Source organism: Halorubrum sp. CGM5_25_10-8B (assembly GCF_005435095.1).
In the GTDB taxonomy this organism is placed as follows: domain Archaea; phylum Halobacteriota; class Halobacteria; order Halobacteriales; family Haloferacaceae; genus Halorubrum; species Halorubrum ezzemoulense.
In genome coordinates this window covers 1-12,613 of record NZ_SGTY01000015.1, presented here as the reverse complement: position 1 = coordinate 12,613, position 12,613 = coordinate 1, and the positions used below count along the sequence as shown (strand labels likewise).

Sequence of the window (12,613 nt, the reverse complement as noted above, 5' to 3'; positions counted from 1 at the left end):
TTCACACGAATACTGGAAACACAAGAAAATTTGACATCATTGGGCGAGAGAAAAAAGACATCAGTTTGAATGATTCCCCCAGCCGAGTTGCTTATGCGGACTCTATCAAGACTTCTTTGTCTCATAGTGTCCCAGATTTGGAACTTGTTCTTGCCAATACGACAGGTAACAGTACAACAGCACTCGAAATGACAACTACTGATACGGGACCCACTCCCGTATCGGTCAACACGTATGCGTCGCCGAACTCTTCAGCGTTCGTCACGACGGGGTCCGGAGTTGACATCGAGTCGGTCACGGGCCATACTGACCCGCTCTCGCCCGGAACGTATAATCTCACGCTGCGGTCGGAACACGGCACCGAGACCGCCACAGATACCGCCACGGTCACGGTCGGACCCCGCTCGACTGGCGACCTGACCGCGTACACGACGCGGGCGGCCTCGGCGGGCGACTTCGCGAACGCGACCGAGATACGCGAGGCGATCGCCGACGGAACGCTCGCACCCGCCGCGACTGCGACCGCGAACGACACGGTCGTGTACGGGGTGAATGCGTCCGGACTCACCGGCCTTCCTGCGGCCGCGAACGCGTCGCTGGAACGCGGGGAGGACCTCGCTCGTCTCGACGGCCTGTCGTTCGGAGTGGCACCGGCAGACGCGGACGACGCGAACGGTTCGACCGAGGGCGAGGCAGTGGGCCGGATGCCGAACGAATCCGCGGTCCACCTCGACCGAGACGGCCTGTTCCTCGTTGCCGACGGAGAGCACGCGTTCGGCACCGAGACACCGCCCGATCCGGGCGAGACGTTCGAGGGCACGTTCCGAGTCGACGACGATCGGTTGCGCGAGACCGCGGCGAACGACCGTCACCGCGTGACGACCAACCTGACCTACGGTGCTCTCGATCCGGCCGACTCCCTCGCGGAGAACGCGACGCCCGAGGGAACGGCCGGAACGAATCAATCGCTCAGTAGCAACGAGACGGCCAGAACGAACCAATCGATTAGTGGCAACGAAACGGCTGGAACAAACCGATCGCTCAGTGGCAACGAGACGGTCGGAACAAATCAATCGATTAGTGGCAACGAGACGGCCGGAACGAACCGATCGCCCAGTGGTAACGAAACGGTCGGAACGAACCAATCGCTCAGCGACAACGAGACCGCCGGAACAGATCAATCGCGTAGTGCCAACGCAACTGTCGAGACGGACCGAGCGTTCGGCGGCAACGGATCGACGGCCGTGAGCGCGCCGGGCGGCCCGACGGCGGCGAACCCGTCCGGGGCGACGGCGGGCACTAGCGCGTCTGGCGGCGGGCCGGCCAGCGGCGGCGGGTCGGCGGCCCCCGGTGGCGGGCCGGTCGCCGGGGGTGGTTCGACAGGTAGGGAGTCGGACGGGAGCGACGGTCCGGGTAGTGCCCCCGCTAACGCCGGAAGTGGTGCTGATCCCGCCGTTCCGTCGGACACTACTACTCCACCAGACTCCGCCGACGCCGCTGCCAGCAACCGTTCGGACCCCACGGGAGGGTCGACCGGCGTGGACGCGAATCGCTCGACGCGTCCCCCCGACGTAGGGATCTCGGTCGCTCCGGGTCGCACCGATATCCCGTCGTCTGCGGGGCCGTCCGAGGCCTTCGGTACCGGCGGCCTCACCGGTGGTGACGGACCCGGCCCTGCGGACCCCTCGGGCGGCGAGCAGTCGACCGCGAACCGCGCCGACGAGCGCGTGGACGCGCAGTCGACCGATTCGGCCGAGTCGTCGACGTCGTCCGAGGCGAGCGGTTCATCTTCCGACGCGGTCGCCCCGAGCGACCTCGGATACGACGACGCGCCGATACGCTCGACCGCGTACGACCTCCCCGGGTTCGGTGCCGTCGCGTCGGCCGCGGCGATCGCGGGCGCGTCGCTGCTCGCTCGGCGCCGCGGCCGCAACTCGTGAACTGCGACGGGGCGGTCGCCACCTCGGAGTGGCCTCTTCACTCGCGCGGTTCACCGCTGGTCCTCGGCCGCCACCCATCGTCGATATGCTTTTGCTCGGCGGTGCCGTTCTCTCGCGCATGAGCGTGACCATCACACCGCCGGAGGAGCGCACCTGCGAACTGTGCGGGCGCGAAGAGCGGTGGGACGATGAGGCCGACGGGTGGCGGATCGCGGCGGAGCCCGGAAACGTCTACTGTATCCACGAGTGGGACATCAACGGCTCGTTCGTTCCCCTCGAAGAGTAGCTTCCGACTGGACGATCTGCCACTTCTGTCGCCCTAGCAAAGTCGCACGTATCATATAAGTAGATATAATATTATTCCGGGAGCTAGCAACCGAGATACTTGATCGATTCTGGTCCGTGTTAATTGTTCACCACCCGTGATGAATAATTACCTTATATTCCCTAATGTGTGTACGATGGATCCTACCCCTATCAGGGTCATGCCTTTACCTGTTCATTCGAAGCGAGACGTATGACCAAGTCACGTAGTACCACCCGGGGCGTACGCGACTCGGAGCCCTCGGGTCAGGAGGGGGGACTCGCGGATCCGACGGACGACCGGTCGAACTGCGGGATCGGCGGCGTCGTCGACCTTGACGGCGCGCCCACGCACGAGACCGTCACGGACGCGGTCTCTCTGCTCGAAAACCTCGAACACCGCGGGACGACGGGTGCCGAGGAAAACACCGGCGACGGCGCGGGGATCATGGTCGCACGGCCGGACGCGTTATTCCGCGACGTCGTCGAGGCGGACCTCCCCGAAGAGTACGCGGTCGGCTCCGTGTTCATGCCCCCGGAGCCGAGCGTTCAGGCGGAGATCCACGACGTCATCGCCGAGGTGTGCGCCGTCTACGGGCTGGAGGTGCTCGCGTGGCGGTCGGTTCCGACTGACAACTCCGACCTCGGCGCGACGGCCCTCGACTCGGAGCCCGAGGTGTCGCAGGTGTTCGTCGCCCCCGTCGAGGGCGCGGGGCTCGCCCAGCGGTTCACCAGCGAGGAGGACCGGGCCGACGACGCCGATCCCGACCTGCTCGGCTTCGACCGCGCGCTGTACGCCGCCCGGCGCGAGATCGAGAACGCGGTGTCCGAGGTCGACGGCGCCGGCCGCTTCTACGTCTGCTCGCTCGACCGGCAACGCGTCGTCTACAAGGGGCTGTTGAAGGGGTCGCAGCTCGCCGACTACTACCCGGACCTGACCGACGAGCGGTTCGCGAGCCACGTCGCATTAGTCCACGCGCGGTTCTCGACGAACACGCTGGGCGCGTGGCACCTCGCGCACCCGTACCGCAACATCGTCCACAACGGCGAGTTCAACACGATCCGCGGGAACGTCAACTGGATGCGGGCCCGCGAGACCGACCTCGACCACCCGGCGTTCGGGGCCGAGCTAGACACGATCAAGCCGGTGATCGACGACCCGAACCAGTCCGACACTGCGAGCGTCGACAACGCGCTCGAACTCCTCCTCCAGACCGACCGCGACCTCCCGCACGCGCTGCGGATGCTGATCCCCGAGGCGTTCCGCGACGACGACCTGATGAACGACGACCGCGCCGACTTTTACGACTACCACGCGTCGCTCGTCGAGCCGTGGGACGGGCCGGCTCTCGTCATCGGCTTCGACGGCGAGCAGGTCGCCGGCGTCCTAGACCGCAACGGTCTCCGCCCGTGCCGCTACGAGGTGACGACTGACGACCGCCTCGTCGTCGGCAGCGAGGTGGGCGCGCTCCCGACCGAGCCCGCCGACGTGCGCCGCCGCGGGCGGCTCCGGCCGGGTGAGATCTTCGTCGCCGACCCCGAGGCGGGCCGGATCGTCCCCGACGACGAGGTGTTCGAAGAGCTCACCGACGAGAAGTACGGCGAGTGGGTCGCGGACGGGCAGGTCGACCTCGACGCGCTTACCGACGAGGACGGCGCCGCGGCGGGGATCGACGCCGACTCCACCACCGAGGGCGACGGGGAAGAGTCGAGGCCGACCGTCCGCGCCCACCAGGCCGCGTTCGGCTACACGACCGACTCGCTGAACCACCTCGTCGAACCGATGGCGACCGAGGGGAAGGACCCGGTCGGCTCGATGGGCGACGACACGCCGCTGTCCGTGCTGGCAGACGTCGACCGCCCCCTGTTCACCTACTTCAAGCAGCTGTTTGCGCAGGTGTCGAACCCCCCGATCGACTACATCCGCGAGGAGCTCGTCACCTCGCTGGAGACCCGGATCGGGAACCAGCGCAACCTCCTCGCCGAGACGCCGGCCCACGCCGAGCAGATCGTCGCCGACACGCCGGTTCTGACGGACGCCGAGACCGGAGCGCTTCGCGACCTGCCCGGACCGGGCGAACGGACCCCCGGGGACGAGGGCGCGTCCGACGGCCCCGCGTTCGCCTCCGTCACCGTCGACGTCACCTACGACCGCGACGGCTCGCTGGTCGACGCCGTGAGCCGCGTCCGCGAGGACGCCGCGGCCGCCATCGAGGACGGGGCCGACGTGGTCGTCCTCTCCGACCGCGCCGTCGGGCCGGACCGGCTCGCGGTGCCGAGCCTGCTCGCGACCGGCGCGGTCCACCACCACCTCGTGCGCAAGGGGCTTCGCAACCGCGCGGGCGTCGTCGTCGAGTCCGGCGAGCCGCACGAGGTCCACCACCTCGCGACGCTCGTCGGCTACGGCGCCGACGCGGTCGACCCGTACCTCGCGTACGCCTCGATCGCCGACGTGGTCGCCGGCCCAGACGGCGCGGACGAGGACGAGGCGCTCGGGGCGTACCGGCACGCGCTGGAGGACGGGCTCCTCAAGACGATGGCGAAGATGGGCATCTCGACGATGGAGTCGTACCAGGGGGCCCAGATCTTCGAGGCGGTCGGGCTCGACTCCGACTTCGTCGCCGAGTACTTCGAGGGGACCGAGATCCGCACCGAGGGGATCGGGATCGAGCAGATCGAAGACGACCTCCGCACGCGCCACGCGATGGCTTTCGGCGCTGACCCCGAGCTGGAGACCGTCGGCGAGTACGAACACCGCTCCTCGGGCGTGAAACACGGCTGGAACCCCCAGACGGTCGGCACGCTCCAGCAGGCGGTCCGCGGGGGCGACTACGAGCAGTATCAGGAGTTCGCCGAACTGGTGAACGACCAGACTGAGGAGCTCCAGTCGCTGCGCGGCCTCCTTGAGTTCGACTCCGACCGCGACCCCGTGCCGGTCGAGCAGGTCGAGCCGGTCGAGTCGATCGTCGAGCGCTTCTCGACGGCCGCGATGAGCCTCGGGAGCCTCTCGCCGGAGGCCCACGAGAACAACGCCATCGCGATGAACCGCCTGGGCGCGAAATCAAACACGGGCGAGGGCGGCGAACCGCCGGAGCGGTTCGACACCGAGAAGGAGTGTACGGTCAAGCAGGTCGCCTCCGGTCGGTTCGGCGTCACCTCGGAGTACCTCGCGAACGCCGAGGAGCTCCAGATCAAGATGGCGCAGGGGTCGAAGCCGGGCGAGGGCGGCCACCTCCCCGGCGAGAAGGTGAACGAGATGATCGCGCACGTCCGGTGTTCCACCCCCGGCGTCGGGCTCATCTCGCCGCCGCCCCAACACGACATCTACTCGATCGAGGACCTCAAGCAGCTCATCTTCGACCTGAAGGCCGCCAGTCCCGAGGCCGACGTCAACGTCAAGCTGGTCTCGGAGGCCGGCATCGGCACCATCGCGGCCGGCGTCGCGAAGGCGAACGCGGACGTCGTCCACGTCTCCGGCCACGACGGCGGGACGGGGGCGTCGCCGAAGACCTCGATCAAGAACGCCGGGCTCCCGTGGGAGCTCGGGCTCGCGGAGGCGAACCAGATGCTGCGCGCCACCGGCCTGCGCGACCGCATTCGCGTCTCGGCCGACGGCGGACTGCGGACCGGCCGCGACGTGGCGGTCGCGGCCGCCCTCGGCGCGGAGGAGTACATCTTCGGCACCGCCTCGCTCGTCACGTCGGGCTGCGTGATGGCCCGGCAGTGCCACGAGAACACCTGTCCGGTCGGCGTCGCGACCCAGCGCGAGGACCTCCGCCAGCGGTTCCCCGGCCAGCCGGATCACGTCATCAACTACATGACGTTCATCGCGCAGGAGCTGCGCGAGATCATGGCCGAGCAGGGGTACACCGAGCTGGCGGAGTTCATCGGTCGGCCCGGGCTGCTCGCCCAACGCGACACCGACCACGAGAAGGCGAAGCACCTCGACCTGTCGGCGGTCATCGCCGAGCCCGCCGGCGAGTCCCGCACGAAGGTCCGAGAGCAGGCGCACGGCGGCATCGACGACCTGCTCGACTGGGACCTCATCGACGAGGCCGCGCCCGCCATCGATGACGGTGCGCCGGTCGCGCTCACCCGCGACATCCGCAACGTCGACCGCGCGGTCGGCGCGACGCTCTCGAACCGCATCGTCTCCGAACACGGCGGCGAGGGGCTCCCGGACGACACGGTCTCGTGCCGCTTCGACGGCGAGGCGGGCCAGAGCTTCGGCGCGTTCCTCGCGCCGGGGATCACGCTGGAGCTGTCCGGCGCCGCCAACGACTACGTCGGCAAGGGGCTCTCCGGCGGCCGGATCGTGATCGACACGCCCGCGGAGGCGTCGTACGATCCGACCGAGAACGTCGTCGCGGGGAACGTCTGTCTGTACGGCGCCACGTCGGGCGAGATGTACGTCAACGGCGTCGCCGGCGAGCGGTTCGGAGTCCGCAACTCCGGCGTCAGAGCCGTCGTCGAGGGCGTCGGCGACCACGGCTGCGAGTACATGACCGGCGGCGTCGTCGCCGTCCTCGGCGACACCGGCCGCAACTTCGCGGCCGGGATGTCCGGCGGCATCGCGTACGTGTACGACCCCGACGACCGGTTCGCCGACCGGGTGAACCGCGGGATGGTGTCGGTCTCCGAGACGCTGGAGGGGTCCGACGAGCGGATGCTCCGCCGCCTCGTCGAGAACCACCGCGAGTACACCGACAGCGAGCGCGCGGCCGAACTGCTCGACGACTGGGAGGCCGCGCTCGACGACTTCGTCCGCGTCTTCCCCGACGCGTACGCCGAGGTCATCGCGGAGGGCAAGGGCGCCGACGTGCGCGAGGAGCCGCCCGCGCCCGCCGCCGCGGTGCCGGACGCCGACGCCGACGCGGCCGGGCAAATCTCCGGCGACGACTGATTCGCACCGCCTCTCACGGCACCGTCGAAGCCCGGGGTCGGCGATGGATTTCGACAGCTTGGAGGCGTACGGAACGCGTCTCTCGCACCGAGCGATTCCCAGGTCAGTCGCCACAGGATTATTATCGCCTTCGTTACTGGTCGGACCTGTGTCCGTGGGCGAACACGGTCGCGACAGCACCGAGCCCTCACCGTCTCTCGATCCCGTCTCCCACCGGTTCAGCGTATGACCTCAAAATCGCGGGACCGGCCGGCCGGACTCGTACCGGTGGCCCTTCTCATCGCGCTCGCAGGTGAACTCCTCGGCGTGCTCCTCCTCGTCAAGACCGCCGTACCTACTCTCTTCCTCGCTGCGGCGAGTCTGCTCGCGCTCATAGCCGTTAATACGATCCGATCATCCGAACCGGACACGCACGAGCCGATCCGAAGCGACGAGACGAAGTGATCGACGGCGCCGGTTCAGGCCACTCGCCCGTCTCGACGGGACGCCGGTGAATATTTCACCGGCCACCGAGGCCGACCGGTCTCCCGATCAGTCGTCGAGCGACTCCGCGTCGACCTCGCTCTCCGTCGCCCGCTCGACCGCGCGGTCGACGTGGCGCTCGCGGGCGCGCTCGACGAACTCCTCCGGAAGCTCGTCTATCTCGCCGGCCTGAACGCCCCAGAGCTTCGCGTAGAGGCCGTCCGCGGCGAGCAGTTCGTCGTGGCTCCCCCGCTCGACGACCTCGCCGTCCTCCAACACCAGGGCGGTGTCGGCGTCGGTCACCGTCGAGAGCCGGTGCGCGATGACGAACGTGGTGCGGTCGGCCGCGAGGCGGTCGAGCGAGCGCTGGATCAGCATCTCCGTCTCGGTGTCGACCGCCGAGGTCGCCTCGTCGAGAATCAAGATCGCGGGGTCCTGAAGCACGACTCGGGCGATCGCGAGTCGCTGGCGCTGGCCGCCCGAGAGCTTCACGCCGCGCTCGCCGATCCGCGTCTCGTAGCCGTTCGGGAGTGAGGCGATGAACTCGTGGGCCTCCGCGGCCTTCGCGGCCTCGACGACCCGCTCGCGCACCTCGCTCTCCTCGGCGTCCGCTTCATCGATCCGCGTGAACCGCCCGTAGCGGATGTTCTCGGCGATGGTGCCGTCGAACAGCGTGGTGTCCTGCGCGACGTAGCCGACCGACGAGCGGAGGCTCTCGACGGTCACGTCGCGGACGTCGTGACCGTCGACGCGGATCGCGCCGTCGGTCACGTCGTACAGCCGGAGGAGGAGCTTGAGCAGCGTCGACTTCCCCGCGCCGGTCGGTCCGACCAGCGCGACGGTGTCGCCCGGATCGGCCGAGAAGGAGACGCCGCTGAGAACCTCCTCGTCGGCGTCCTCGGGGTCGACGAGGGCGTTCCCGGGGTACGCGAAGGAGACCTCGTCGTACTCGACGGCGCCCGCCACGCCGCCGTGGTCGGCCGCGTCGCCGGTCGCGTCGTCAACTGCGTCCTCCGTCGCGTCGTCGACCGTGCCGTCGACGCTGCGGCCGCGCTTACTTCCGCCGTCGCTCCGGGTCTGGCCGCCGAGTTCGATCGCGTCGTCGTCGTCCTCGATGCGGACCGGGATGTCGCGCAGGCCGAACACGCGCTCGCAGGAGGCCTTCGCGTTCTCGTACTGGTCGATGATGTTCGACACCTCCGCGAGCGGGGCGACGAACTGCTGGGTGAGGAGGACGAACGTGACGAACGTCCCGACGGTCAGCTTCGTCGAGAAGGGGCCCGGCGGGCCGTTCGCGAGCCAGAAGCCGCCGACCGCGAAGGTGGCGGCGAACGCCAGCCCGGCGAGCAGCTCCATCCCGGGGCGGTAGACGTAGTTGAGCCGGAGGATCGACATCGTGCGCCGGAAGTACGAGAAGGAGGCGTCCTCGACGCGCTCGCTCTCGTGGGCCTCCGTGTTGGAGGTCTTCACCAGCTCGACGCCCGAGAGCGCGTTCTCGAGGGCGGTGTTGAGGTCGCCGACGACCGAGCGCTGCGCGACGTACCGGGGTTCGACGGCGCGCATGAACCACAGCGTGAAGAGGAACATCAGCGGGATGGCGGCGAGGGTGATCACGGCCAGCTCGTAGTTGTAGTAGACGAGGACGGTCGCGATCCCGACCACCATCACGCCGAGGCGCGCGGAGTTCTGGAGGGCGTTGTCTAAGAACACCTCCAGGTTCGAGGCGTCGTTGTTGAGGACGGACATGACCTCGCCGGTCTGCTTGTCGTCGAAGAAGGTCATGTCGAGCCGCTGCATCTGGTCGAAGGAGTCGGTGCGGACCGCGTGCATCACGCGGTGCGCGAAGTTGTTCGCCGCGATGCCGTAGACGTACGTGAACACGCCCGTCACGATGAACGACCCGAAGATGAGGATCACTGAGAGGCGGAACTGGGCGGCCTCCGCGGTCGGCAGCCACGCGTCGGGAACGATCGGGAGCGTGTAGGGGCCGGAGCCGGTGAAGACGGCGTCGATGGCGACGCCCAGCACCACCGGCGGGATCAGCCCCGCGACCCGGGCGACGACGTTGGCGACCATCCCGATCACGAGCCAGTGCGCCTCGGACGCCCCGTACTCGCGGAACAACCGCCCGAGCGGTCGGTCCACCCGGTCGCGGTACACTTCGAAGGCGTTGCGCTCGTCGGCAGCCATAGCCGTATGAGCGCCGGAAGCCCCATGTATCCGGCGGCTTCGGCGGCCCGTTCCGGGTTCCGACGACGCGAATCCTGGCCCCCGAGGAGGCGAACAAACCCGCCTGAATACAGCGGCGCGCGCCTCCGAGCGCCCGAGGGGGGCGCGAGGAGCGCGACGAGGCCGGGGAGGTGTGTGGAGCGGTGCCGTGCGGGGCGGGGCTTCGACGGTGTTCGCCGTCACTCCGCAATCGGCCGCGACTGTGACGGGAATCACCCCAGAGCCGTCGGTCGGGTTCGGTCGCCGGACCGTTTAATAAGCGTCACGCGAACCCACGTACGTGGACGAACTCGTCGTGAGCACGGAGGTGTACGCCGACCCCGAAGACGTGTACGCGTTCCTGCTCGACTTCCCGCAGTACGCGAACTACTCCGAGTACCTCCGAGAGGTCGAAACGGTCACCGGCGACGGCGGCCCCGGCACCAGGTACGCGCTCACGTTCGCGTGGTGGAAGATCTCCTACACCGCCCGCTCCGAGGTGACCGGCGTCGAGCCGCCCGAGCGGATCGACTGGGAGATAACGAAGGATATCGACGCCGGTGGCTGCTGGCGGGTGACGCCGACGTCGACCGACGGGGGCGGAGCGGTCGCCGAGGAGACTGACGACGCGCCCTGCGAGGTCGCGCTCGAAGTCGAGTTCGACCCCGGCTCCGCCAGTCCGGACGCACTCGACCTGCCGCGGCTCGTCTCGTTCGACTGGGTGTTGAAGAAGGCGATCCCGCTGATCCGAAGCGAGGCCGAGCGCGTCGTCGAGCGCGCCGTCCGCGACTTGGAGGGATCGCGACGCGACGTGGACCTCGACGTGTACGTCGACTCCGACCGGATCTGAGCGTGGGCGGCGCGCGGTCCAGTCGGTCCACGATTCGAAGCCCTTAAGATATTCACCGCGGAACGAACGAATGCGTTCGAGGGCTCGTAGATCAGTGGTAGATCATCCCCCTGGCACGGGGAAGGCCCGGGGTTCAAATCCCCGCGAGTCCATCCTTTTCCTCACTTCGTTCGCTTAGTCATTCCCTCGTGTGGTCCCACTCGCTCGCTGTGCTCGCTCGCGGGACCCCCGCGAGTCCGTATTTTTGCCCCGCGAGAAACGCTGCGAGCGACGTAGACCTGTAACGAACGGTGACTTCTCCTGATTTGCCATTCTAAATATCAGCAAGTTTGAATAATATTCATACGGCGGATCAGAAAGATAAAACCGCTATATGGCGGCTTCGAGCTACCCTGATGATTGGGACGAGAGGCGCAGAAAAGTTTATTCACGTGACAATTATACCTGCCAACAATGTGGTGCCCGGGGTGGGTCCTCCGGAGATACTGAACTCCACGCGCATCATCTTACGCCACGATCTGAGGGTGGTTCTGATTCGTTAGATAATCTTCAGACGCTCTGCGTTAACTGTCATAATAGTCAACACAAGCACGACATCACACGGGATACAACTCAGAACGACCAACAGGATACAGTGAATAACTACTTGTCTCGTGTATACACAATTTTACCGTTTTTCTTCTTCGTTGTAATTAAGCACCTGATAGCTCCGCTCGCTGCTGGCTATGGTTATTTCTACATTTTGAGTGAAGCATCATCCACTGCGGGAAGTATACACTGGCTTCTCACACCTATTGTGCTGCTCGTACTCGGAACTACTGGTGGGATCCTCGGCCTTCGTTTCCAATCTATTGTCTTCAAGTCGTATCTCCTTGTGTTCGGGATCCTCGCTTGGTACGTTTCCGGCCAAGATCCGACATTCATTGAGAGATTAGGTAGGATTATGACAGACGCTCACTGGCTTGAAGCTCTTATCGCAATTCCCACGGTTCTGTTCGGTCTGTTCGGACCTTTGCTAATTACTCTCGGCACACGGATAACGGGGACTACAGAAAGCAATCGGATTAATTGAAAGCCGTGAGGACGGCGACGGTCTCCCGGACGGAGAAGTTTCGCGGCAGGTCGCTCATCGCTTGAACCACGAGGCGTCCGGTTCGGGCGCGTCGATGTCCGGCTCTCGGGCCTCTTCGACCCGCCGCCAGCGAGCAGGCTTCAGCAGTTGGCCGCGGGCGACGACCCCGCGGCAGCACGCGCCGATTCGGTCGGGCCGCCGCACCGCGCTCGGCGGCCGGACGTGGAGACACACCGCCATCGCGACCGGGAGCCAGAGGAGCGCCGCGACCGCCGCGCCGAGCGCGACGCCGACGACGCCGAGCGCCGCCAACGCCGCCGTCCCCGTCACGAGTTCGGTGACCGCGTCGACGCCCTCCCCGTACCCTTTCCGACCGCCCTCGGGCGGAACGTCGACGGCGAAGGCGGGCACGCGGTCGCCGTCGAGGTTCGCGTCCAAGAGCGCGCCGTACTGCGCCTGCCGCCGGCGGTCGTCGAGCAGCAGGCTCTCGTAGCGCGTTCCCGCCTCCTCGACGACCACGCCGTTGACGGGGCCGAGCGCGCGGTCCGGCAGCGTCGTCGCCTCACCGTGGTACCCCGGCGCGAGGTGGCAGGTGCCGCCCGCGGTCCGCGCGGTCAGGAGCCCGGGATAGGTCGCGGACTCGGACCGCTGGCCGTCGGGATCGGCGGCCGCGTCGGTCGCGTTCGAGGATCGCTCCGCCCCGATGTATCTCGTCGTGAGCCGTGCTGCGCGCTCCGGTACGGAAACGGGTCGCGTTAAGTTTGGCGTGAATTGTGGTAGACAGCAACGGCTTCGAGCCAATTTTGAGCTGTCTCGAGTGCGACATTGCTAAAACTATTCGCAAACGAGGATGTTCGTCGTTCTATTTCCCAAAA

General features: G+C 67.2%; 8 protein-coding genes, 1 tRNA gene and 2 pseudogenes. 8 read left to right on the top strand and 3 right to left on the bottom strand.

Features of this window, described 5'->3' with window-relative positions:
• Positions 1 to 188: 188 nt before the first annotated feature.
• The 4 genes from EXE51_RS13520 (at position 189) to EXE51_RS17555 (ending at position 7,590) form a co-directional block, all read left to right on the top strand.
• The gene (locus EXE51_RS13520) at positions 189 to 1,940 is read left to right on the top strand and encodes a hypothetical protein (RefSeq protein ID WP_137692847.1); all 1,752 of its coding nucleotides are present in this window, start codon (positions 189 to 191) and stop codon (positions 1,938 to 1,940) included.
• A 118-nt stretch (positions 1,941 to 2,058) separates the two neighbouring features.
• On the top strand, positions 2,059 to 2,226 hold the full coding sequence (locus EXE51_RS17795; RefSeq protein ID WP_167373064.1) for an HEWD family protein: 168 nt from the start codon (positions 2,059 to 2,061) through the stop codon (positions 2,224 to 2,226).
• Between the two features lie 231 nt (positions 2,227 to 2,457).
• Positions 2,458 to 7,146, top strand: a complete 4,689-nt coding sequence (gltB, locus tag EXE51_RS13515; protein WP_094520399.1) for a glutamate synthase large subunit — start codon at positions 2,458 to 2,460, stop codon at positions 7,144 to 7,146.
• Positions 7,147 to 7,413: 267 nt separating this feature from the next.
• Positions 7,414 to 7,590: a hypothetical protein gene (locus EXE51_RS17555; RefSeq protein WP_158093618.1), complete on the top strand. Its 177-nt coding sequence runs from the start codon at positions 7,414 to 7,416 to the stop codon at positions 7,588 to 7,590.
• 87 nt (positions 7,591 to 7,677) lie between these two features.
• Here EXE51_RS17555 and EXE51_RS13510 read toward each other — a convergent pair whose 3' ends face one another.
• Positions 7,678 to 9,798 carry an ABC transporter ATP-binding protein gene (locus tag EXE51_RS13510; protein WP_137692846.1) on the bottom strand — a complete coding sequence of 707 codons (2,121 nt, stop codon included), beginning with the start codon at positions 9,796 to 9,798 and terminating at the stop codon, positions 7,678 to 7,680.
• A gap of 319 nt (positions 9,799 to 10,117) precedes the next feature.
• On the opposite strand from EXE51_RS13510, the gene EXE51_RS13505 reads away from it, so the two are divergent.
• The 4 genes and pseudogenes from EXE51_RS13505 (at position 10,118) to EXE51_RS17995 (ending at position 11,738) form a co-directional block, all read left to right on the top strand.
• Positions 10,118 to 10,666, top strand: a complete 549-nt coding sequence (locus tag EXE51_RS13505) for an SRPBCC family protein (protein ID WP_137692845.1) — start codon at positions 10,118 to 10,120, stop codon at positions 10,664 to 10,666.
• 80 nt (positions 10,667 to 10,746) lie between these two features.
• Positions 10,747 to 10,818, top strand: a tRNA-Ala gene (locus EXE51_RS13500).
• 221 nt (positions 10,819 to 11,039) lie between these two features.
• Positions 11,040 to 11,267: pseudogene (locus EXE51_RS18000) on the top strand (HNH endonuclease); the annotation flags it as partial.
• 33 nt (positions 11,268 to 11,300) lie between these two features.
• Positions 11,301 to 11,738, top strand: coding sequence for a hypothetical protein (locus tag EXE51_RS17995; protein WP_241990636.1), 438 nt, complete (start codon positions 11,301 to 11,303; stop codon positions 11,736 to 11,738).
• Positions 11,739 to 11,792: 54 nt separating this feature from the next.
• Here the strand turns inward: EXE51_RS17995 and EXE51_RS13490 are convergent, their stop codons facing one another.
• Positions 11,793 to 12,539 (bottom strand): hypothetical protein, encoded by a 747-nt coding sequence (locus EXE51_RS13490; protein ID WP_137692843.1) that lies wholly within the window; start codon positions 12,537 to 12,539, stop codon positions 11,793 to 11,795.
• Positions 12,494 to 12,613 (bottom strand): annotated as a pseudogene (locus EXE51_RS17990) (IS6 family transposase); the annotation flags it as partial. The pseudogene EXE51_RS17990 and the gene EXE51_RS13490, both read right to left, overlap by 46 nt.

Excerpts from the sequence above, each read along its gene's own strand:
- EXE51_RS13520 (WP_137692847.1), top strand. The coding sequence starts at position 189 with ATGACAACTACTGATACGGGACCCACTCCCGTATCGGTCAACACGTAT.
- EXE51_RS13510 (WP_137692846.1), bottom strand. The coding sequence starts at position 9,798 with ATGGCTGCCGACGAGCGCAACGCCTTCGAAGTGTACCGCGACCGGGTG.
- gltB (WP_094520399.1), top strand. The coding sequence starts at position 2,458 with ATGACCAAGTCACGTAGTACCACCCGGGGCGTACGCGACTCGGAGCCC.
- EXE51_RS17795 (WP_167373064.1), top strand. The coding sequence starts at position 2,059 with ATGAGCGTGACCATCACACCGCCGGAGGAGCGCACCTGCGAACTGTGC.